This window comes from Bacillus cereus group sp. BfR-BA-01453 (assembly GCF_022662915.1).
Lineage (GTDB): Bacteria > Bacillota > Bacilli > Bacillales > Bacillaceae_G > Bacillus_A > Bacillus_A paranthracis.
The window spans coordinates 180,633-203,213 of the sequence record NZ_JAKUEN010000001.1 but is presented as its reverse complement, the minus strand read 5'-3'; the positions used below and the strand labels follow the sequence as shown (position 1 = coordinate 203,213).

Genomic DNA, 22,581 nt, shown 5'->3' with positions numbered 1-22,581 from the left:
GCAATAGGTGTGAAGGGAAAATGAAGAGAAATATGACTAAATTTCATACCAATAAGGGAGCAGGGTATTTTATGATTTTATTCCTCCTGCTCTTTTTGCTGTTATTAGCCCGATTTTTTTACATACAAGCGACAGGGACAGTGCATAATCAGGATTTGGATAAACTCGCTCAGCAAAAACATAGTAAAACAGGAGTTCTCGAAGCAAATCGCGGGACGATTTATGATCAAAACGGTCATGTGTTAGCGCAAGATGCAAACTCTTATAAACTTGTAGCGGAACTAAAAGGTGCGAAGCCGGTTGAGAATAAAGAGGATACCGCCAAGAAAATTGCGGGTGTACTCGGAAAAGATGAAAAGAAGATTTTAGATACGTTAAATAAAGAAGGTAGAAGTCAGGTAGAGTTTGGGAATTTAGGTAGGGGCTTGACGAAAGAACAGAAGGAACAAATCGAAGCATTGAAGTTGCCGGGTATATCTTTTATTACAGAAAATGCAAGAGTGTATCCAAATGGTGATTTCGCATCTTATGTTGTAGGTCATGCGAGACCTGATGATAAAGGAATTGCTATAGGACAATTTGGTTTAGAAAAGAGTTTGGATAAGTATTTAGGTGCTGCTAATGGAAAAGTAGCTTATACAGGTGACCGTAGAGGAGTATCTCTTGACGGTGGAAAAGTGAATGTAAAGGCACCTAAAAATGGAGATAATGTTTATTTAACGCTTGACCAACGTATTCAAAGTTATTTAGAAGACGCGATGAAAGAAGCGAGTAAACATTATGAACCGGAAAGCTTAATAGGAATTGTTGCGGATCCAAAAACAGGGAAAATATTAGCGATGTCTAGTAAACCTAGTTATGATCCGAACCAGGAAATTAATGAGTATTATTATAATGATGCAATTGCAAATGCATTTGAACCTGGATCAACAATGAAAATTTTCACGCTAGCAGCAGCTATAAATGAAGGTGTGTATAAGGGACAAGATTATTATCAGTCTGGTACATATCAAGTCGGGAACCGCAAAATAAAAGATCATAATGGCGGCGCTGGATGGGGATCTATCACATTTGATGAAGGGGTAGAGCGCTCTTCCAACGTAGCGTTTGCTATTTTAGGTGATCAAAAACTTGGTCCAGACCGTTTCCGAAAGTATATTCACGCTTTCGGATTAGATGAAAAAACGAATATTGATTTACCTGATGAAGGTTCAAATACCATTTTATTCGATCAGCAAATACAGCAAGTAACGACAGCTTTTGGACAAGGTTCTACTGTAACACCAATTCAGCTTGTACAAGCTGCAACGGCTATTGCGAACGATGGGAAAATGATGAAACCTTATACAATTGATAAAATTGTAGATCCGATAACAGGGGAAGTAAAATTAGAACATAAGCCAGAAGAAGTGGGAAAACCGGTTACAAAAGAGACAGCAGCGCAAGTAAGGCAGTTATTAGAACGTGTTGTTACATCACCGAAAGGAACAGGAACTGCTTATAAAGTCGATGGATATTCAGTTGGTGGTAAAACAGGAACAGCGCAAATTCCGGATGGAAAAGGTGGCTATATGACAGGAAGAGAGAATTACATATTCTCGTTCTTAGGTATGGCACCTATGGATGATCCGCAACTTGTTGTATATGTAGCTGTTAAAAAACCGAAGTTGAAAGATGATGAGAGTGGTGCACAACCTTTAGCTGATATTTTTAAATATGTAACGAAGAATAGTTTAGAGTATTTAAAGATTAAGCCTAATGAAGTGAAAGATCCGAAGAAATATGTGAAAGAGCAACAAACTGCTGTTCCAGATGTAACGGGAAAAACGATGGAAGAAGCGAAAAAAGCTATTGATAAAGCAAAACTTCGCCCAATCGTATTAGGTGAAGGGAAAGTACAGCAACAAGTACCGAAAGCGACTGAACAAACATTGAAGGGTGACAGAGTGTTCTTAGTGGGAGATAAACCTACAATGCCAAATATACAAGGCTGGGCACTTCGTGATGTTATGAATTTAGCAAAAACATTAAAGCTTAACTTAAAACCTACTGGTACCGGATACGTAACTGAACAAAGTGTGCCAGAAGGAACATTGTTGCAACCTGGTACAGAGTTAGGTGTAACACTTGTGCCGCCACTTGAACCACAACAAGAAGCAGAAAAGCCGTAATGGTAAAAGAGAAGAAGTTCTAATTAAATAAGTACAAGCATATATTGGAACAAGCTAGGCGTAAGGGAGGCTTGTTCCAATATGCGTGTATCAAATGTAACAGTTAGAAAACGACTTATTTTTATACTCATATCAGGTATACTTATTTTCACTATCATCGATATTCGTCTTGGATATGTGCAATTTTTTCTTGGGAATATGTTAACGGATCGTGCGAAAGATTCATGGAGTCGTAATATTACTTTTGAACCTGAACGTGGAAAAATTTTAGACCGAAATGGTGTGGAACTTGCCACGAATAAAAGTGCTCCAACTGTCTTTGTTGTACCGAGGCAAATTGAAAAACCAGCAGAGACTGCAGAGAAGTTAGCTGCAGTATTAGGTGTGGAAAAAGATGAGATTTATAAGAGGATTACAAAAAAAGAATCAATTGTAAGGTTAGATAAAGGCGGAAGGAAAATATCACATGATAAGGCGAAAGAGGTAAGAGGATTAAGTTTGAAAGGTGTTTATATCGCAGAGGACTCTATCCGGTACTATCCATTTGGCAACTTTTTATCACACGTATTAGGGTTTGCAGGTAGTGATAACCAAGGTCTTATGGGACTAGAAAAATATTATGATAAAGAACTGAATGGTGATGAAGGTCATGTGCGCTTTTTTGCAGATGCAAAAGGGCAAAGGATGCCTAATGTTGGCGATGATTTCAAAAAACCAGAAGCTGGTTTGAATTTAGGCTTAACAATTGATGCACGTATTAATAGAATTATGGAAAGAGAAATGAATATCGCAGAGTCGACATATAATCCAGATGGTATGATTGCGATTGCGATGAATCCGAAAAATGGTGAAATTTTAGGTATGTCGAGTCGGCCGAGTTTTGATCCGGCAGATTTTCAAAGTGTTTCTCCAGAAGTGTACAATAGAAATTTGCCAGTATGGAGTACGTATGAACCTGGTTCAACATTTAAAATCATTACGTTAGCCGCAGCTTTGAATGAAAATTTAGTAGACTTAGAGAAAGATACGTTTTATGATGATGGAGCAGCTGAAGTTGGTGGAGCAAGATTGAAATGCTGGAAAGCAGGAGGCCATGGTAGCCAAACGTTTTTAGAAGTAGTTCAAAACTCTTGTAACCCAGGATTTATCGAGCTGGGTGATCGTCTTGGTAAAGATCGATTGTTTAAATACATTCGTAATTTTGGCTTTGGACAAAAAACCGGAATCGACCTGCAAGGTGAAGGTAGTGGGATTTTATTTAATTTAGACAAAGTCGGTCCAGTCGAGCAAGCAACAACTTCATTCGGTCAAGGTGTTTCTGTTACGCCAATTCAACAAGTGGCGGCGGTAGCAGCAGCTGTAAATGGTGGAACATTGTATCAACCGTATATAGCTAAAGAATTTATTGATCCGAAAAACAATCAAGTTGTAAGTAAAAAGACACCTGTGGAAAAAAGAAAAGTTATTTCCAAGGAAACTTCAGAAAAAGTTCGGTATGCATTAGAGAATGTTGTAGCAAAGGGATCTGGTAAAGGTGCTTTCATTGATGGGTATCGTGTAGGCGGAAAAACAGGTACGGCTCAAAAAGTGAAAGATGGTAAATATTTAGAGAATAATTATATCGTATCTTTTATCGGTTTTGCTCCAGCAGATGATCCGGAAATTGTTGTATATGTTGCTGTTGATAATCCGAAAGGTGTAACGCAATTTGGTGGAGTAGTAGCAGCTCCAATTGTTGGGAATATTCTGCGGGATGCACTTCCTGTTATGGGAGTGAAACCGAGAAAAGAACAAGTTGAGAGAGAATATAAATGGGGCGATACACCAACTGTGGAAGTTCCGAATTTAATTGGTATGAAAAAGAAAGACTTACAGACGCAACTCGTTGATTTGAAGCTTGATATAAGCGGAGATGGAGAGAAAGTCATTAAACAGTCCCCGGAAGCAGGAGCTAAAGTGAAAGAAGGCTCAAAAATTAGAATTTACTTCGGGAATTAAAGGTAACCTAGTACGTTTTATGGTACAATTGGTGGAAGTGAGTTCTTTATAGAAGAGTTACTTAATTTGAGACCGCAAGAGTCTCGGTTATAAATAGGTCTATTTATTAGACACAGTAGCACTTACCTCCTATTTTACATAATTAGGAGGTAACGTGTTGCTTATTAATAAAAGAGATAAATACACAATGTAGAGAGGGTTTAGTGAAATGAAGTTGCATACACTTGTATCATGTTTGCATGATTTTCCAGTTGTTCCAAAAGAAAATCCAGAAATCACATCTATAGAAGCTGATTCACGTAAAGTGAAAGAAGGAAGCTTATTTGTATGTATGAAAGGATATACGGTTGATAGCCATGATTTTGCTAAGCAAGCAGCGGCACAAGGAGCGGCTGCTATTGTTGCGGAAAGACCAATTGATGTTGACGTTCCAGTTGTACTTGTGAAAAATACTTTTCGTTCGTTAGCGGTTTTAGCTGATTATTTTTATGGTCAACCAACACACAAGTTACATTTAATCGGTATTACAGGTACAAATGGAAAGACAACAACATCGCATATTATGGATGAGATTATGCGCGCACATGGTCATAAAACGGGGCTAATTGGAACGATTAATATGAAAATCGGTGATGAAACATTTGAGGTGAAAAATACAACACCAGATGCACTAACACTTCAACAGACGTTTGCAAAAATGGTTGAACACGGTGTGGATAGCACAGTAATGGAAGTTTCGTCACATGCTTTAGATCTTGGCCGTGTACACGGATGTGATTACGATGTAGCAGTGTTTACAAATTTAACACAAGATCATTTAGACTATCATAAAACGATGGAAGAATATAAACATGCAAAAGGGTTGCTATTTGCGCAACTTGGCAATAGTTATAATCATAATCGTGAAAAATACGCGGTATTGAATAACGATGATGCTGTAACAGCGGAATATATGAGAAGTACTGCAGCAACTGTTGTAACGTATGGAATTGATACAACAAGTGATGTTATGGCAAAAGATATCGTTATGACAAGTGGTGGAACTACATTTACGCTTGTAACACCGTATGAGAGTGTAAATGTTACGATGAAATTAATTGGGAAATTTAATGTATATAACGTACTAGCTGCGACAGCGGCAGGACTTGTTTCTGGTGTAAGTTTAGAAACAATCATTGATGTAATAAAGGAACTAGCTGGAGTTCCAGGACGTTTTGAAGTAGTTGATGGTGGACAAAATTATACAGTTATTGTTGATTATGCACATACACCAGATAGCTTAGAAAATGTATTAAAAACAGCAAAACAGTTTGCAAAAGGTGACGTATATTGCATCGTCGGTTGTGGCGGTGATAGAGATAGAACGAAGAGACCAATCATGGCAAGTGTTGCAACACGATATGCAACTCACGCCATTTACACTTCAGATAATCCAAGAAGTGAAGAGCCAGGAGCTATTTTAGATGATATGGTACATGGTGCAAATGGAAAAAATTATGAAGTAATTATTGATAGAAAAGAAGCGATATACCATGCAATTGCTAACGCAAAAGCCGAAGATATTATCATTATTGCTGGTAAGGGTCATGAAACATATCAAATTATTGGTAAAGATGTTCATCATTTTGATGATCGTGAAATCGCTAAAGAAGCAATTACAGAGCGTTTAAACAACGAAGAGTAACAACGTGAGAGGAGGACTACATGTGCTTGAGCAAGGTTTATTAGTAACGGCTGGGGTAGCATTCTTAATTTCTGTTGCCCTTTCGCCATTGTTTATTCCATTTTTAAGAAAATTAAAGTTCGGACAGAGTATTCGTGATGAGGGACCAAAATCACATCAAAAAAAATCAGGGACACCGACAATGGGTGGTATCGTCATATACGTATCTATGATGGTAACTTCACTTATTATGGCGATTAAGTTTAATCATTTAGGTGCAGAGGTATCGTTATTACTATTAGTGACATTTGGTTACGGATTGATTGGATTTTTAGATGACTACATAAAGGTAGTTAAGAAGAGAAATCTTGGTTTAACATCAAAACAAAAATTAGTAGGTCAGCTTGTTATTGCTATTGCGTTCTTTTTAATTGGAAAAGGGCAAGCGTTCCACACATACATCATGATTCCGGGAACGGATGTTAAGTTTGAATTAGGTTGGGCGTATTTTGTACTTGTACTATTTATGCTTATTGGTGGATCAAATGCAGTTAACTTAACTGACGGTTTAGATGGTTTATTATCAGGAACAGCTGCTATTGCATTTGGAGCATTTAGTATAATTGCTGTGGCACAAGAGCAATTTGGAGTAGCGATATTCTGTATGGCAGTTGTAGGAGCTGTACTTGGATTTTTAGTATTCAATGCGAATCCAGCAAAAGTGTTTATGGGAGATACAGGTTCATTAGCTTTAGGTGGAGCCATTGCAGCTGTAGCAATTTTATTAAAACAAGAATTGCTACTTGTAATCATTGGCGGAGTATTCGTAATGGAAACTTTATCGGTTATTATTCAGGTTATTTCGTTTAAAACAACAGGAAAACGTGTCTTTAAAATGAGTCCATTACACCATCATTATGAATTATGTGGTTGGTCAGAATGGCGTGTTGTTGTGACGTTTTGGTCTGTAGGATTTTTATTAGCTGTGTTAGGAATTTATATCGGGGTGTGGATGTAATTGAAAACTGTAACTGAATTTCAAAATAAGAATATTCTTGTATTAGGCATTGCAAAAAGTGGTTATGCAGCAGCTACATTGCTACAAAAGTTAGGGGCAAATGTTATTGTAAATGACGGAAAGCCTTTAGCAGAGAATGTACTTGCTGCAGAATTACAAGCAAAAGGAATGGATGTTGTATGCGGTGGTCATCCTTTAGAATTATTAGAGAGAAATATTTCTCTTGTAGTAAAAAATCCAGGAATCCCGTATTCTAATCCAATATTAGTTGCTGCGAAAGAAAAGCAAATTCCAATTGTTACGGAAGTTGAATTAGCATATCGTATTTCAGAAGCACCATTTGTTGGGATTACGGGGTCTAACGGTAAAACGACGACGACAATGCTTACATTTGAAATGCTAAAAGAAGGACAAAAGCATCCCGTAATTGCAGGAAACATTGGAACTGTAGCGTGTGAAGTTGCACAGGATGCGAAAGAAAATGAAGTTGTAGTTACAGAACTTTCATCGTTCCAATTGATGGGAGTAGAATTGTTCCAACCTAAAATTGCTGCGTTTTTAAATTTATTTGAGGCCCACTTAGATTATCATGGGACGAAGAAAGAATATGGTTTAGCAAAAGCGAATATTTTTAAAAACCAAACAGAAAATGATTTTAGTGTAATAAATGCAGATGATGCAGATGTGATGGCTTTATCTGCTTATAGTAAAGGTCAAAAAGTACTGTTCTCAACAACGAAAGAAATTGAAGATGGTGCGTGTATAAAAGATAATGCTCTTTATTTTAAAGGTGAAAAAGTTGTTGAAGTAGGCGATATCGTTTTACCTGGTCAACATAATTTAGAAAATATTTTAGCAGCGATGAGTATCGCAAAATTATTGGGTGTTTCTAATGAAGCGATTACGGCAGTTTTAAAACGTTTTACAGGTGTAAAACATCGTTTAGAATACGTAACAACTATAAACAACCGTAAGTTTTATAATGACTCAAAAGCAACGAATATGTTAGCGACAGAGAAAGCTTTATCTGCGTTTACACAACCGACTGTGTTATTAGCAGGTGGGCTGGATCGTGGAAATGAATTCGATGATTTAATTCCGTATTTCAAAAATGTTAAAGCGATTGTAACATTTGGACAAACAGCTCCAAAATTAGTAAGAGCTGCAGAAAAAGCGGGATTAGATACAATTGAAAGTGTCGATACTTTAGATGAAGCTGTAGTGAAAGCTTATGCTCATTCTACAGATGGCGATGTAATTCTTCTTTCTCCAGCATGTGCAAGCTGGGATCAATTTAAAACATTTGAAGAAAGAGGAGACATTTTTATACAAGCTGTGCATAAACTTATATAAAGTAAATCAAAACATCAGTAGGCTAACACCTACTGATGTTTTGTTACATAGGGCAAAAGTTTCTGCCTAAAGAGGTGGTGTTTATGGGTAATGAAGAAAACGCCTGATTTTATTCTTATCATCGTTACACTTGCGTTGTTAACAATCGGAATGATTATGGTTTATAGTGCGAGTGCGGTTTGGGCCTCTTATAAAATGGGGGACTCATTCTTTTTTGCAAAAAGGCAATTGCTATTCGCAGGTCTTGGTGTAGTGGCTATGTTTTTTATTATGAAAATTGATTATTGGGTGTGGCGTACGTATTCAAAAGTAATTTTGCTAGTTTGCTTCATTCTTCTTATTCTCGTTCTTATTCCTGGAGTAGGTCTTGTTCGAGGAGGAGCGCGAAGTTGGATTGGAATCGGGGCATTTTCCATTCAACCGTCCGAATTTATGAAGTTTGCGATGATTATTTTCTTAGCGAAATTTTTAGCGGAACGACAAAAATTAATTACCTCTTTTAAACGTGGTTTACTACCAGCTTTAGGTTTTGTATTTCTTGCTTTCGGAATGATTATGTTACAGCCCGACCTTGGTACAGGGACGGTAATGGTTGGGACATGTATCGTTATGATATTTATCTCAGGAGCAAGAGTCTTTCACTTTGCAATGTTTGGTTTGCTTGGTGTAGCAGGATTTGTAGGGCTAATTGCATCAGCACCGTATCGGATGAAACGTATTACATCATATTTAGACCCGTGGTCAGATCCGCTTGGAAGTGGATTTCAAATTATTCAATCGTTACTCGCAATTGGACCAGGTGGATTATTCGGGCTTGGACTTGGACAAAGTAGACAAAAGTTTCTTTATTTACCTGAACCGCAAACAGACTTTATATTTGCAATCTTATCCGAGGAATTAGGTTTTATTGGTGGTTCATTTGTGTTATTATTATTTAGTCTATTATTATGGCGTGGGATTCGTATAGCTTTAGGAGCGCCAGATTTATATGGTACGTTTTTAGCAGTAGGTATTGTGGCGATGATTGCGATTCAAGTAATGATTAATGTTGGTGTTGTAACAGGATTGATGCCTGTTACGGGTATTACTTTGCCGTTTTTAAGTTATGGTGGATCAAGTTTGACATTAATGTTAATGGCAGTAGGTGTATTATTAAATATAAGTCGCCATTCTCGCTACTAAACCCTGTTTTATAAGACAGGGTTTTTCGTATGTGTACGAAGAAACAATATGTATATAGAAATAAATACGACTGTAATAAGAAAAAGAGAAGCGGAGGAGTTAGTAGTGCGTGTATTAGTAAGTGGTGGGGGCACTGGAGGTCATATTTATCCGGCTCTTGCTTTAATAAGAGAAATAAAAAAATTAAATCCGGAAGCAAGGTTTTTATATATTGGTACGGAGAATGGATTAGAGAGCACAATCGTGCCCAAAGCAGGTATACCGTTTCAATCTATTGTTATAAGTGGATTTAAGCGTAAAATATCGTTAGATAACGTGAAAACGGTGATGCGTTTTCTAAAAGGTGTACAAGATAGTAAACGATATATTCGTCGTTTCAATCCAGATATTGTAATTGGAACAGGTGGATATGTATGTGGACCTGTTGTATATGCTGCGGCAAAATTAGGTATTCCAACTATTGTACATGAACAAAATAGTGTACCTGGTGTAACGAATAAATTTTTAAGCCGCTATGTTGATAAAGTTGCAGTTTGTTTTGAAGCGGCTGCAGAACATTTTCCGCAGTCAAAAGTGGTCATGACTGGAAACCCACGAGCGTCAGAAGTAATGGATCAAAATGGAATGAAAGGAAAACGTTCAGTAGGTTTATCTCTTCCTAAAAAATCCGTGCTTATTTTTGGTGGCAGCCGTGGGGCTAGACCAATTAACGATGCTTTCGTAGAGGCAATTGAACAGTTTGGAAATAAAAGTTACGAAATATTGTATGTAACAGGTGAAGTTCATTACGACAAAGTGATGGATGCAGTGAAGCAAAAAGGGAACCCGAATAATGTTATTATTAAACCTTTCATTCATAATATGCCAGAAGTACTTACAGGTGTAGACCTTGTTGTCTCAAGAGCTGGAGCAACAACACTTGCAGAATTAACAGCGTTAGGTAAGCCAAGTGTGTTAATTCCGAGTCCTTATGTAACAAATAACCATCAGGAAAAAAATGCACGTTCTGTTGTCGATAAAGGAGCAGCAAAAATGTTGCTTGAAAAAGATTTAACAGCTGAAACACTTATTCGTGATATTGACGAGATTTTATTAGATGCACAAACATTACAAAATATGAAGCTTGCTGCTGGGCAATTAGGTATTCCAGATGCAGCAAATAAGTTGTATGAAGTAATGAATAAGCTTGTAAAAAAATAACGTTAGGTGAACGCCCTGCATACTACTGTAATAAGGATGCTTAGTATGGGGGAGATTGTTTATGGAGCAATTAGTAAATGAGCTTATAGAAGCAAAGGTTGGTCGTGTGTTAGTGGATGAACCGTTAGCACGTTATACAACTATGAAAATAGGTGGACCAGCTGATATTTTAATTGTGCCAAAGCATGTTGCCGGTATTGAAAAAACGTTGCAGTTAGTAAAGAAATATAAAACAAAGTGGACTGTAATTGGTCGCGGTTCGAACCTTCTTGTATCTGATCTAGGGATAGAAGGTGTCGTTATTCGTTTAGGAGAAGGATTAGACCACTTAGAAGTCGAAAAACATAGAGTAAGAGTTGGTGGTGGGTATCCCCTGATTAAATTATCAACTTTACTTAGTCGTCAAGGGTTAGCTGGTCTGGAGTTTGCAAGTGGTATTCCAGGAAGTGTTGGCGGTGCAGTGTATATGAATGCAGGAGCACATAAATCGGATATATCAAACATATTCTCAAAAGCTCTTATTTTGTTTGAAGATGGAACAATTGACTGGTTAACGCATGAAGAAATGGAGTTTTCCTATCGTACATCTGTATTGCAAACGAAACGTCCTGGTATTGTTTTGGAAGCTGAGTTTCAATTGCAGATAGGAGAGCGTGAGGGAATTGTAAGTGTCATGCAAAAGAATAAAGATTACCGTCGTGAAACACAGCCATGGAATCACCCTTGTGCAGGAAGTGTGTTTCGGAATCCAATTCCATACTTTGCAGGAGATTTAATAGAGAAGGCGGGGCTTCGTGGTTATCAAATAGGTGGAGCTCAAATTTCTGAAATGCATGGGAACTTCATTATTAATACTGGTGGAGCTAGCGCGCAAGATGTATTATCTTTAATAGCATTAGTAAAACAAACAATCAAGGATAAATTTAGCGTAGAAATGCATACAGAAGTAGAAATCATTGGAAGATAACGGTTATTCGTTCCGCTCATTATCATTTATGTTATAATAAGAAGATAAGAACGGCATGAGGAACATGCCGTTCTTTATGTTACGTAGGGGGATCGTACATGAAAAATAGTAAAGTGATTAAACTACAGGATCGTGTACCAAAGTTAAAAAATCAACAGAAAAAAAACAAGAAAAATGTTAATCATCGGTTGATTTTATACATATCAATTTTATTTTTATTAGTTCTCTTTTTAATTTATTTTCGGTCTCCGCTTAGCAATATAAAAAAGATAAGCGTGTTTGGAAATCATTATATGACAGATGAACAAGTGATGAAGGAATCAGGTGTGACATATGATACAAGTTATTTCCGAGTGACAGCACATAAAGCAGAAGAAAACTTAACGAAACGAAAAGAAATTAAAGCAGTAAATGTAAAGAAGCGTTTTCCAAATAAAATTGACGTTCATATTGAAGAATATTTAACGATTGGTTATATAAACAAAGATGGGAAATTACAACCGTTATTAGAGAACGGGAAAACACTTGATGTACTCCCGAACGGAAAACTTCCTGTTGCAGCGCCAATTTTTGAACCTTTTAAAGAGGAGAAAATGAAAGAGTTAATTGCTGAGCTTGAAAAATTAACACCAACTATTTTAAGGTCTATTTCTGAAATTCGTTATTCACCGACAAATGCGAATGAAGACCACCTTACTTTATATATGAATGAAGGGTATGAAGTGAGCACTACGATTCAAAATTTCGCAAAACGTATGGAAGCTTATCCACTTATCTTAAAAACAATTGAGCCAGGTAAAAAGGTATTAATTGACTTAGAAGTAGGGGCGTATACGAAAGAGTTAGGAGCAGAAGAAAAAAAAGAATAGAATGATAGTTTTCACTACGTTATTGTAGAAAAAAACGAAACGAACGTTCTGCTTGGTGCATAGGAATTTACAAGAATGGTTCATTTGATGAAAAATATGTAAAAATTCTTAGATTCATACTAGGATTGGTACAAGTTTCACTTTTCTATGAGTACATCTTAGTGTAGACTTATACTTGGCGGTAATCTTTACACTTGAAATAGAATTATTTCAAGATAAGCAGTTATTCACAGTTTACTGCAATATTCTTAAATGAATGTTAAATAAAAATAAGAAAAATATAGGGTTAAAAAAGGGAAACGTATAAAGACGTTGAATATTTTTCTTATAAATAGTAAAGTTGCGATTGTTGTTCCATATATTGAGTTGTATGGTATAAATAAAGAAGGAGGTGCCAAAGAATGAACAGCAATGAAATATATGTTAGTCTTGACATCGGTACATCCAATGTTAAAGTCATCATTGGTGAAATGGTTAATGACAGCTTAAACATTATTGGTGTTGGAAATGTAAAATCAAATGGTTTAAAGAAGGGATCGATAGTTGATATAGACGAGACTGTTCGATCAATTAAAAAAGCAATTGAACAAGCTGAGCGCATGGTGGGAATCCACATTGAGCAAGTTGTAGTAGGTGTCAATGCAAACCAGGTACAGCTACTTCCTTGTCACGGAGTAGTCGCTGTTTCAAATGAAGATCGTGAAATCGGGAATGAAGATGTCTTACGCGTTCTAGATGCAGCACAAGTTGTGTCAATTGCTCCAGAACGTGAGTTTATTGATGTGGTACCTCGACAGTTCATTGTAGACGGTCTTGACGAGATTAACGATCCGCGCGGGATGATCGGTGTAAGATTAGAAATGGAAGGTACACTTATTACAGGCTCGAGAACTTTACTACATAACCTACTTCGTTGTGTAGAAAAAGCAGGTCTTGAAATTGTTGATATTTGTCTTCAACCTTTAGCGGCTGCAACAGTTGCTATATCTTCAGATGAAAAAAATAGAGGAGTAGCCCTTGTTGATATGGGGGGAGGATCTACAACTTTATCTATTTTTAAAGATGGAGAGTTACAAGCGACGAGCGTATTACCATTAGGTGGAGACCATATAACGAAAGATATTGCGATTGGGTTGAAAACTTCAACAGAAAATGCAGATCAAATTAAGTTGAAATATGGACATGCTTTTTATGATACAGCGTCTGAAGAAGAGATGTTTACGGTTCCTATTATGGGAAGCGATCAAACAGAACAATATTCTCAGTTGGAATTATCGGATATAATAGAGGCTCGTGTAGAGGAAATTTTAATGTTTGTTCAAGATGAAGTGCGTAAGTTAGGGGTAAAGCAAGTAGCTTCTGGTTATGTACTAACTGGTGGAATTGCTTCTATGCCAGGTGTTCTTGATCTTGCATATGATATTTTACATGAAAATGTTCGTATAGCAACTCCTGATTATATTGGCGTGCGTGAGCCCCAATATACAAGTGGAGTAGGATTAATTAAACATTCTTATCAAAAAGCTAAGTTGCGTGGGAAAAATGTGCAGGAAAAACAAGAGCATTTTGAACCAGTACCAGCACCAGCTCCAACGCCGGTACAACAGCAACCTGCGAAACAAAAAACGCGTAATCAAAACAATAATAATCAAAATGATGACCGTATGATGTCAAAAGTAAAACGTGTATTCCGTTATTTATGGGATTAAAATTGGACACGAAAAATGAGGTTCTAGGGGGATTTCGACATGTTAGAGTTTGATACTACTCAAGATCAATTAGCGAATATAAAAGTTATCGGTGTCGGCGGTGGCGGAAACAATGCTGTAAACCGTATGATTGAACACGGTGTACAAGGTGTAGACTTTATCGCTGTGAATACTGATGCACAAGCATTAAATCTATCAAAAGCTGAAACGAAAATGCAAATTGGTGGAAAATTAACACGTGGACTTGGTGCAGGTGCAAACCCTGAAGTAGGGAAAAAAGCTGCAGAAGAAAGTAAAGAACAGATCCAAGAAGCACTTCGTGGTGCTGATATGGTATTCGTAACTGCTGGTATGGGCGGCGGAACTGGAACTGGTGCAGCTCCAGTTGTTGCTCAAGTGGCAAAAGAATTAGGTGCATTAACAGTTGGTGTTGTAACACGCCCATTTACATTTGAAGGACGTAAGCGTGCAACACAAGCGGCATCTGGTATTGCGGCATTTAAAGAAAATGTAGATACACTTATTGTAATTCCAAACGATCGCTTATTAGAGATTGTTGATAAAAACACGCCAATGTTAGAGGCATTCCGTGAAGCAGATAACGTATTACGTCAAGGTGTTCAAGGTATTTCTGATTTAATTGCAACACCAGGTTTAATTAACTTAGACTTCGCAGACGTAAAGACAATTATGTCTAATAGAGGTTCTGCTTTAATGGGTATTGGTTCTGGTAATGGAGAAAATCGTGCTGCTGAAGCTGCGAAAAAAGCGATTTCTAGTCCATTATTAGAAACATCTATTGATGGAGCTCAAGGTGTTATCATGAACATTACGGGTGGAGCTAACTTAAGCTTATATGAAGTACAAGAAGCGGCAGACATTGTAGCTTCAGCTTCAGATCCAGAAGTAAATATGATCTTCGGTTCGGTTATTAATGAAGGATTAAAAGATGATATCGTTGTAACTGTAATTGCAACTGGTTTTGATGATACAATTGCAACTCAACCACCAAAACCAATTATCCGTCCGAATGTGAATCACACGCAACAACAGCAACAGCCAGTAGCTCAACCACCAAAACAACGTGAAGTAAAACGTGAAATGAAGCGTGAAGAGCCAGTTGTACATGAGCGTCATTCAGATTCAGATGATATCGATATTCCAGCATTCTTACGTAATCGTCGTAGACGATAAAAGAAAAGGAGCATTTATGCTCCTTTTTTGTTTTATACAGGGAAAAGATCTGCCTAAGCAGGTCTTTTTTTATTTTATATATTTTAATCTATTCCGCTATTTGCCGGATAGCACGATTGGTGCGTGGCGATTAAAGTTTCACTTTATATGTAAGTAAAAAGTATATAGCATTCTATGAAACATATACTTTTATTTTTTACCGACAGATTATGTCTAGAAAGCACAAAATAACAAAAAAACACCTCCGCAAATTGACACACTTTCCTATTGGATATGCATTATACTAGTCTCAACTTAAAAAAAGAGGTGAATTGTTTGGTTGTTTACGCCGACGTTGTTTGGTTGTTAAACGCCTGCATTGATTTTCTTTTACTTTTATTAACGGCTACCGTGTTAAAAAAGAAGATCAAAAGATGGAGGCTTGTGTTAGGGGCATTGATAGGTTCAACCATTGTTATTTTTGCCTTTACTCCTTTTGCTTCTATGATGACACATCCGATTATGAAACTACTGTACTCGTTACTTATTGTGTATACAGCATTTGGGTTTACAACATTTAGAAATTATGCACAAACTGTTTTTACTTTTTACTTTGTAACCTTTATGGTTGGCGGAGGATTAATGGGCACTCATTTCTTTTTGCAAACGAATGAAATGGTAAATGGGTTGGTTCAATCTCAATCAATTTCTTACGGTGACCCAATTAGTTGGTTGTTCGTTATTTTTGGTTTTCCAATCATTTATTATTTTTCTAAAAAGCGTATTGAAAGCGTAGAGGTTACAAAAATACACTATGATCAAATTGTGAAATTGAAAATTCAATTAGCTGAAGAGGAACTAGAACTCGCAGGTTTAATTGATAGTGGGAATCAACTTTACGACCCGTTAACGAAAACACCTGTTATGATTATGCATATTTCATCATTAGAACATTGTTTGCCAGCTTGGTTAACAGAACAAATTTATTCCAAAACACAGATTCCTCAAATACCAGAAAATGATTCTGGGTGGGCGACAAAATTACGCTTAATTCCTTTCCGAGCAGTAGGAGTAGAGAATCAATTTTTATGGGCAATTAAGCCAGAAAGTGTACAAATTTATCATGAAGGTAGTTCTATTGTTGTGAATAAAGTATTGATTGGATTAAATACACAACAGTTGTCAACCAATGGAGAATATCAATGTATTGTGCATCCGAAAATGTTAATTTCGCAAAAAATGGTAATTGCTTAATAATGGGAGGCGGGATAATATGATGAAATTAAAATTTTATTTAGTATACCTTTGGTATAAAGTATTGTTGAAATTAGGAATTAAGACCGATGAAATTTATTACATTGGTGGAAGTGAAGCGTTACCACCGCCGTTAACGAAAGAAGAAGAGGAAGTTTTATTAAATAAATTGCCAAAAGGAGATCAGGCGGCAAGGTCGTTACTGATTGAACGTAATTTACGGCTAGTCGTATATATAGCAAGAAAGTTTGAAAATACAGGGATAAATATTGAAGATTTGATTAGCATTGGAACAATTGGGCTTATTAAAGCGGTAAATACATTTAATCCAGAAAAGAAAATAAAATTAGCAACATATGCCTCACGTTGTATCGAAAATGAAATCTTAATGCATTTACGCCGCAATAATAAAAATCGTTCAGAAGTTTCTTTTGATGAACCACTTAACATCGATTGGGACGGGAATGAACTTTTATTATCAGATGTATTAGGGACAGACGATGATATTATTACAAAAGATTTAGAAGCTACTGTTGATCGTCATCTTCTAATGAAAGCATTACATCAATTGAATGATCGTGAAAAACAAATTATGGAACTTCGGTTTGGGCTCGCTGGAGGAGAGGAAAAGACGCAAAAAGATGTAGCGGATATGCTTGGGATTTCACAGTCATACATTTCGCGTTTGGAAAAAAGAATCATAAAAAGGTTACGAAAAGAATTTAATAAAATGGTGTAAAGAATAAGACCAGCCGTTATGTAGGCTGGTCTTATTCTCTTTCGTTGTATGAGGAGAGACAACGAAAATGAAAAATGAAGAGAAAACCGCATGCATAAAATCCCCTTCAAAGGAAATACTTTACACTGTACAGCAACTCCCGATAGGAGGGAACACTTTGACGAGAAACAAAGTAGAAATTTGCGGTGTTGATACAGCTAAACTTCCCGTACTAAAAAATGATGAAATGCGTAAATTATTTCGTGAAATGCAAAGTGGAGAGATAAGCGCAAGAGAGAAATTAGTGAATGGAAACTTACGTCTTGTACTGAGCGTCATCCAAAGATTTAATAACAGAGGAGAATATGTTGACGATTTATTTCAAGTTGGTTGTATCGGACTTATGAAATCCATTGATAATTTTGATTTAGGCCAAAATGTAAAATTTTCAACGTATGCTGTGCCGATGATTATTGGGGAAATACGCAGATATTTGCGTGATAACAATCCGATTCGCGTATCTCGCTCCTTACGAGATATTGCGTATAAAGCGTTACAAGTAAGAGAAAAGTTGATTGCAGAAAATTCAAAAGAACCAACAGCAATGGATATTGCAAAAGTGCTTGAAGTGACTCATGAAGAAATCGTTTTTGCTTTAGATGCAATTCAAGATCCAGTTTCATTATTTGAGCCGATTTATAACGATGGGGGGGATCCTATCTTTGTTATGGATCAGTTAAGTGATGAAAAACAAAAGGACGAGCAGTGGGTTGAAGAGTTAGCTCTAAAAGAAGGAATGAAGCGTTTAAATGATCGTGAGAAAATGATTATTCGAAAACGTTTCTTCCAAGGAAAAACACAAATGGAAGTTGCAGAAGAAATTGGGATTTCTCAAGCACAAGTGTCACGTTTAGAGAAATCAGCTATTAAACAAATGAATAAGACGATTCAAGGATAAGGTTTCACCATTTATGGTGAGACCTTTTTATATGTCATATAGTTTGTTTGCGCTCATAGTAGGATAGTTGTGTTCATATAATGAAAATAATATGAGGTTGGTAAGAGGGTGCTTCCTGTTCATTTGTGAAACAATGTTTTTTCGATTCGTCATATATAAGGGAGAGGATGAAAGTGATACAAATTTCGGAATTGCAGATGAAAGATATAATAAATGTTTCAGACGGAAAAAGGCTGGGGAATATTGGTGATATTGAAATTGATATGAACACAGGGAAGATCGATTCTATTATTATTTCTAAACAGGCACGTATGTTTGGGATTTTTGGGAAAGACGTAGAAATTGTAATTCCTTGGAAAGAAATTGTGAAAATTGGGGAAGATGTCATACTTGTTAGAGTAAATCCTGTTAATTCTGTAACAGAATCAATACAAACACCGACAATTTCATAAAGAATATTACAAATTCCTCTTTTTTTTCTGTTAGGATTATGAAAAAATAAAAGTATGGTAAAATAGACAGGAAGTACCATGCTTTTTTATGTTATTTTAATTAAAAGGAGCAGCCTTATGAGAGAACCATTTAAATATGTGGACGGTATACTGTATTTAGAAGCGTGGAAAGAACTTGGAAACATTACTGCTGGATTTACGACAAAAGATGGTGGGGTAAGTACGGGCTCCTTTCATGCAATGAATTTAGGATTACATGTGAATGATATTGCCGAGAACGTTCATGAAAATAGACGCATTTTAGCAAATAAGTTACAAAAACCATTAGAAAACTGGATTTGCTCTGAACAAGTTCATGATCATCATGTTGAAAAAGTAGGACAACAGGAAAAAGGAAGTGGCGTTTATTCATATGAAGACGGCATTTCAAAAACAGATGGCATTTATACGACTAATAATGATGTTCTTTTAACATCTTGTTATGCGGATTGTGTTCCACTCTATTTTTATGCACCATCACATGGTATGATAGGACTTGCGCATGCTGGATGGAAAGGGACTGTAAAAGAGATTGCAAAAGAAATGATTCAAAAATGGAATGCAGAAGGGATTTCGAGTGATGAAATTCATGTTGCGATTGGACCAGCAATTGGATCTTGTTGTTACGTTGTTGATGATCGAGTGTTAACAGCAGCAGAGCAAGTAGTAAACGGTTCTGTTCCTTATAAAAAAGTTTCAGACGGACAGTACGCAATTGATTTAAAAGAAATTAATCGTATATTATGTGTACAAGCAGGCATAAAAGAAGAGAATATTGTAATGTCATCTCTTTGTACAAGCTGTGAAGAACAACTGTTTTTCTCTCATCGTCGTGATCAAGGTAAGACAGGGAGAATGTTGAGTTTCATAGGTTTTAAGGAGGATGAAAGCAAGTGACAGTACAAAAAAATTTAACAACTGTAAACGAAGCAATTAAACAATCTTGCGCGCGAGCGGGACGTTCTTTGCAAGATATTAAACTCGTTGCAGTTACAAAAACGGTAGGAATTGAAAAAACAAACGAAGTAATTGAAGCAGGAATTATCGATTTAGGTGAAAATAGAAATGAAGGTTTCTTACAGAAGTATGAACATTTCGGTTCAAAAGTGAATTGGCATTTTATTGGATCATTACAAACGAGAAAAGTAAAAGAAATCATTAATGAAATCGATTATTTACATTCATTAGATCGTCTTTCACTTGCAAAAGAAATTCAAAAACGTGCGGATAAGAAAGTGAAATGTTTTATTCAAGTGAAAACATCATCTGAAGAATCAAAGCAAGGATTGGCAATAGAAGAAACCGTTTCTTTTATTCAAAGTTTGCAAGAATTGGATAAGATTGAAGTGGTTGGACTAATGACAATGGCTCCGTTTACAGAAGAAGAGGAAGAAATCAGACGCTGTTTTAAGACATTACGTATGCTACAAACAAAGGTGCAGGAGTTAGAATTATTACATGCGCCATGTAAAGAATTATCAATGGGAATGTCTAATGATTACACCATTGCAATTGAAGAAGGTGCTACATACATTCGTTTGGGGACGATTTTAGTAGGAAAAGCGTAAAAGGAAGGAGAATCTTATTATGAGTTGGTCAAAAGTAAAATACTTCTTTTTTGATACACCTGAAGAAAAAGAAGCAGCTCAATATAGTTATGAAAAGGAGCAAACGGACATGAAGAAGCAGCAAGATCCGCCAGAACAACAAGATGTTACGTTTCCAAAAGCGCAAACGAAACAAAATGTTGTGAGCATTGAAACAGCGAAGCAATCCTCAAAAGTTGTTTTATTAGAACCACGCACATATTCGGAAGCGCAAGGAATTGCGGACCATTTAAAAGGTAGACGAGCTGTTGTAATTAATTTACAACGAATGTCTACGGATCAAGCTGTACGTATCGTTGACTTTTTAAGTGGTACTGTATACGCTATAGGCGGGGACATTCAAAAAATAGGACCGAAAACATTTATGTGTACGCCTGAAAATGTAGATATAGTTGGTGCAATTTCAGAGTTATTCGGTGAAGAAGAAGACACAAATATAAAGAGGTGGTAATACGCCATGGAAACAGTTTTAAGGCTTTTAGTTACTGCTATCGAGATTTACTCGTGGGCACTTATTATTTACATTCTCCTATCATGGTTCCCAGGTGCAAAGGAATCAACTTTCGGAGATTTTCTTGCCCGTATTTGTGAACCGTATTTAGAACCATTTCGCAGATTTATTCCGCCGCTTGGTATGATTGACATCTCACCACTTGTTGCGATTTTTGCGTTGAGACTTGCTACAAGTGGTTTAGTAACTTTATTCGGCTATTTCTTATAGTAAGAGGTTAAATACATGAGCATCTACGAGCATTTTAGACCTGATGAAGTGGTCTTTGTGGATAAAGTGTTAGAGTGGAAGCGAGCAGCAGAGTACCATCAAGTGAAGTTAACAGACTTTCTTGATCCAAGACAACAACAAATTGTCACGATGGTAATAGGACAAGGAGATGTTGCTGTACAATTTGATGGTGCAACGTCTCAAGCAGAGCGCAAAAGAGCACTCATTTATCCGGACTATCTAGTAATAAATGAAGAGGAATTTCAAGTAGAAGTATTGGAAATTGACTATCCTTCCAAGTTTTATACGCTAGAGCATAGGCAAATATTAGGTACATTTATGTCTCTCGGTTTAACGAGAGAAAAATGTGGTGATATTTTGCTTCAAGAAGATCGTGCCCAAATTGTAGTCGCGAAAGAAGTTGTATCTTATATTGAGATGAACTTACAATCTATAGGAAAAGTGAAAGTCTCCTTATCACCAGTGCAAGGGGAAAAAATTCTACAGATACAAGAAACGTGGGGGGAGAAATCCGGAACGGTTTCTTCACTTCGTTTAGATGTTATGTTAGCTGAAATGTTACATATATCTAGGCAAAAAGTACAACCTTTCATAAAAAATGGTTTAGTAAAAGTGAATTGGAAAACAGTGGAGCAAACCTCTTATGAATGTTATCCAGGAGATGTTTTTTCAGTGAGAGGATATGGACGCAGTAAATTGTTTTCTGTAGAAGGTAGAACAAAGCGCGACAAATGGAGAATTTTGTATGGTATACTAAAATGATTGGTTTTTTAGAAGGAAATCCTCCTATTTTGTCGAAGAAAAGATATAATTGAAAGAGGAAATTTAGATAACTACTTGGAGGTGGCGTTGTGCCGTTAACACCATTAGATATTCATAACAAAGAATTTGGTCGCGGATTCCGTGGCTATGATGAGGATCAAGTAAATGAGTTTCTTGATCAAATTATCAAAGATTATGAATTAGTCATTCGTGAGAAAAAAGCTTTAGAAGAACAAGTTGCGCAATTAGAAGGGAAGTTAGATCATTTCTCTAATATTGAAGATACGTTAAACAAATCTATCGTTGTTGCACAAGAAGCAGCGGAAGAAGTAAAACGTAATGCCCAAAAAGAAGCGAAATTAATTGTACGTGAAGCTGAAAAGAATGCAGACCGTATTATTAACGAAGCTTTAGTAAAATCAAGAAAAGTTGCTTTTGATATTGAAGAGCTAAAGAAACAAGCGAAAGTATTCCGCACTCGTTTCCGTATGTTATTAGAAACACAGCTTGAAATGTTAAACAACGATGATTGGGATAAACTAATTGAGTTAGAAGACGAAGTAGACGAGCTGTTGAAAAAAGAAGAAACAGTGTAAGCTTGACGTTTTTCTCATTATTACATATAATTTTAAACAACATATTTATTAAGAAAAACGAAGATAGGGATAAGTACCTTTTTCATACCTTATATAGCGAACTGAGGATGGTGTAAGCTCAGGATAAGGAGATAATGGGAATATCACCCT

General features: G+C 36.5%; 21 protein-coding genes and 1 other annotated feature (1 of these 22 cut by a window edge). All 21 genes read left to right on the top strand.

The features are described 5' to 3' along the window. Window positions 1-20 precede the first annotated feature (20 nt). The 21 genes from MR070_RS00930 (at window position 21) to divIVA (ending at window position 22,431) form a co-directional block, all read left to right on the top strand. Window positions 21-2,171, top strand: a complete 2,151-nt coding sequence (locus MR070_RS00930; RefSeq protein ID WP_472927047.1) for a penicillin-binding protein — start codon at window positions 21-23, stop codon at window positions 2,169-2,171. An 81-nt stretch (window positions 2,172-2,252) separates the two neighbouring features. Beyond that, window positions 2,253-4,169, top strand: coding sequence for a stage V sporulation protein D (locus MR070_RS00925; RefSeq protein WP_001266227.1), 1,917 nt, complete (start codon window positions 2,253-2,255; stop codon window positions 4,167-4,169). Between the two features lie 208 nt (window positions 4,170-4,377). Beyond that, window positions 4,378-5,853: a UDP-N-acetylmuramoyl-L-alanyl-D-glutamate--2,6-diaminopimelate ligase gene (gene murE / locus MR070_RS00920; protein ID WP_000766299.1), complete on the top strand. Its 1,476-nt coding sequence runs from the start codon at window positions 4,378-4,380 to the stop codon at window positions 5,851-5,853. 22 nt (window positions 5,854-5,875) lie between these two features. After that, the gene (gene mraY, locus MR070_RS00915) at window positions 5,876-6,850 is read left to right on the top strand and encodes a phospho-N-acetylmuramoyl-pentapeptide-transferase (protein WP_000893058.1); all 975 of its coding nucleotides are present in this window, start codon (window positions 5,876-5,878) and stop codon (window positions 6,848-6,850) included. Next, window positions 6,851-8,203 (top strand): UDP-N-acetylmuramoyl-L-alanine--D-glutamate ligase, encoded by a 1,353-nt coding sequence (gene murD / locus MR070_RS00910; protein ID WP_242260386.1) that lies wholly within the window; start codon window positions 6,851-6,853, stop codon window positions 8,201-8,203. It abuts the gene before it with no gap. A 90-nt stretch (window positions 8,204-8,293) separates the two neighbouring features. After that, window positions 8,294-9,385 carry a stage V sporulation protein E gene (gene spoVE / locus MR070_RS00905; protein WP_044791554.1) on the top strand — a complete coding sequence of 364 codons (1,092 nt, stop codon included), beginning with the start codon at window positions 8,294-8,296 and terminating at the stop codon, window positions 9,383-9,385. 105 nt (window positions 9,386-9,490) lie between these two features. Next, window positions 9,491-10,585: an undecaprenyldiphospho-muramoylpentapeptide beta-N-acetylglucosaminyltransferase gene (gene murG, locus MR070_RS00900; protein ID WP_001265415.1), complete on the top strand. Its 1,095-nt coding sequence runs from the start codon at window positions 9,491-9,493 to the stop codon at window positions 10,583-10,585. A gap of 61 nt (window positions 10,586-10,646) precedes the next feature. Beyond that, the gene (gene murB / locus MR070_RS00895; RefSeq protein WP_000437033.1) at window positions 10,647-11,552 is read left to right on the top strand and encodes a UDP-N-acetylmuramate dehydrogenase; all 906 of its coding nucleotides are present in this window, start codon (window positions 10,647-10,649) and stop codon (window positions 11,550-11,552) included. Between the two features lie 98 nt (window positions 11,553-11,650). After that, the gene (divIB, locus tag MR070_RS00890; protein ID WP_000798232.1) at window positions 11,651-12,421 is read left to right on the top strand and encodes a cell division protein DivIB; all 771 of its coding nucleotides are present in this window, start codon (window positions 11,651-11,653) and stop codon (window positions 12,419-12,421) included. Window positions 12,422-12,822: 401 nt separating this feature from the next. Beyond that, on the top strand, window positions 12,823-14,130 hold the full coding sequence (gene ftsA / locus MR070_RS00885) for a cell division protein FtsA (protein WP_001087553.1): 1,308 nt from the start codon (window positions 12,823-12,825) through the stop codon (window positions 14,128-14,130). A 39-nt stretch (window positions 14,131-14,169) separates the two neighbouring features. Further along, window positions 14,170-15,324 carry a cell division protein FtsZ gene (ftsZ, locus tag MR070_RS00880; RefSeq protein WP_000888991.1) on the top strand — a complete coding sequence of 385 codons (1,155 nt, stop codon included), beginning with the start codon at window positions 14,170-14,172 and terminating at the stop codon, window positions 15,322-15,324. A gap of 315 nt (window positions 15,325-15,639) precedes the next feature. Next, window positions 15,640-16,557, top strand: a complete 918-nt coding sequence (gene spoIIGA / locus MR070_RS00875) for a sigma-E processing peptidase SpoIIGA (protein ID WP_242260384.1) — start codon at window positions 15,640-15,642, stop codon at window positions 16,555-16,557. 19 nt (window positions 16,558-16,576) lie between these two features. After that, window positions 16,577-17,296: an RNA polymerase sporulation sigma factor SigE gene (sigE, locus tag MR070_RS00870; protein ID WP_000976948.1), complete on the top strand. Its 720-nt coding sequence runs from the start codon at window positions 16,577-16,579 to the stop codon at window positions 17,294-17,296. 157 nt (window positions 17,297-17,453) lie between these two features. Then, window positions 17,454-18,233, top strand: coding sequence for an RNA polymerase sporulation sigma factor SigG (sigG, locus tag MR070_RS00865; protein ID WP_000197753.1), 780 nt, complete (start codon window positions 17,454-17,456; stop codon window positions 18,231-18,233). A gap of 167 nt (window positions 18,234-18,400) precedes the next feature. Continuing rightward, window positions 18,401-18,685: a YlmC/YmxH family sporulation protein gene (locus MR070_RS00860; protein WP_001998116.1), complete on the top strand. Its 285-nt coding sequence runs from the start codon at window positions 18,401-18,403 to the stop codon at window positions 18,683-18,685. Window positions 18,686-18,802: 117 nt separating this feature from the next. Then, window positions 18,803-19,621, top strand: coding sequence for a peptidoglycan editing factor PgeF (pgeF, locus tag MR070_RS00855; RefSeq protein WP_001209002.1), 819 nt, complete (start codon window positions 18,803-18,805; stop codon window positions 19,619-19,621). Next, window positions 19,618-20,292 (top strand): YggS family pyridoxal phosphate-dependent enzyme, encoded by a 675-nt coding sequence (locus tag MR070_RS00850; RefSeq protein WP_044791556.1) that lies wholly within the window; start codon window positions 19,618-19,620, stop codon window positions 20,290-20,292. Before pgeF ends, MR070_RS00850 begins: the two co-directional genes overlap by 4 nt. Window positions 20,293-20,311: 19 nt before the next feature. Next, the gene (locus MR070_RS00845; RefSeq protein WP_000119138.1) at window positions 20,312-20,782 is read left to right on the top strand and encodes a cell division protein SepF; all 471 of its coding nucleotides are present in this window, start codon (window positions 20,312-20,314) and stop codon (window positions 20,780-20,782) included. Window positions 20,783-20,788: 6 nt separating this feature from the next. After that, entirely contained in the window at window positions 20,789-21,052 is a 264-nt protein-coding gene (locus MR070_RS00840) for a YggT family protein (protein ID WP_000450919.1), read from the top strand. Window positions 21,053-21,067: 15 nt separating this feature from the next. Next, window positions 21,068-21,835 carry a YlmH family RNA-binding protein gene (locus MR070_RS00835; RefSeq protein ID WP_000029725.1) on the top strand — a complete coding sequence of 256 codons (768 nt, stop codon included), beginning with the start codon at window positions 21,068-21,070 and terminating at the stop codon, window positions 21,833-21,835. A gap of 89 nt (window positions 21,836-21,924) precedes the next feature. Then, on the top strand, window positions 21,925-22,431 hold the full coding sequence (divIVA, locus tag MR070_RS00830) for a septum site-determining protein DivIVA (RefSeq protein ID WP_001131612.1): 507 nt from the start codon (window positions 21,925-21,927) through the stop codon (window positions 22,429-22,431). A gap of 51 nt (window positions 22,432-22,482) precedes the next feature. After that, window positions 22,483-22,581, top strand: a binding site (T-box leader); it runs 126 nt beyond the window's last position.

Coding starts and splice junctions, on each gene's coding strand:
- MR070_RS00930 (WP_472927047.1), top strand. CDS start 21: ATGAAGAGAAATATGACTAAATTTCATACCAATAAGGGAGCAGGGTAT.
- MR070_RS00925 (WP_001266227.1), top strand. CDS start 2,253: ATGCGTGTATCAAATGTAACAGTTAGAAAACGACTTATTTTTATACTC.
- murE (WP_000766299.1), top strand. CDS start 4,378: ATGAAGTTGCATACACTTGTATCATGTTTGCATGATTTTCCAGTTGTT.
- spoVE (WP_044791554.1), top strand. CDS start 8,294: ATGAAGAAAACGCCTGATTTTATTCTTATCATCGTTACACTTGCGTTG.
- murB (WP_000437033.1), top strand. CDS start 10,647: ATGGAGCAATTAGTAAATGAGCTTATAGAAGCAAAGGTTGGTCGTGTG.
- divIB (WP_000798232.1), top strand. CDS start 11,651: ATGAAAAATAGTAAAGTGATTAAACTACAGGATCGTGTACCAAAGTTA.
- ftsA (WP_001087553.1), top strand. CDS start 12,823: ATGAACAGCAATGAAATATATGTTAGTCTTGACATCGGTACATCCAAT.
- ftsZ (WP_000888991.1), top strand. CDS start 14,170: ATGTTAGAGTTTGATACTACTCAAGATCAATTAGCGAATATAAAAGTT.
- sigE (WP_000976948.1), top strand. CDS start 16,577: ATGATGAAATTAAAATTTTATTTAGTATACCTTTGGTATAAAGTATTG.
- MR070_RS00860 (WP_001998116.1), top strand. CDS start 18,401: ATGAAAGTGATACAAATTTCGGAATTGCAGATGAAAGATATAATAAAT.
- pgeF (WP_001209002.1), top strand. CDS start 18,803: ATGAGAGAACCATTTAAATATGTGGACGGTATACTGTATTTAGAAGCG.
- MR070_RS00845 (WP_000119138.1), top strand. CDS start 20,312: ATGAGTTGGTCAAAAGTAAAATACTTCTTTTTTGATACACCTGAAGAA.
- MR070_RS00840 (WP_000450919.1), top strand. CDS start 20,789: ATGGAAACAGTTTTAAGGCTTTTAGTTACTGCTATCGAGATTTACTCG.
- MR070_RS00835 (WP_000029725.1), top strand. CDS start 21,068: ATGAGCATCTACGAGCATTTTAGACCTGATGAAGTGGTCTTTGTGGAT.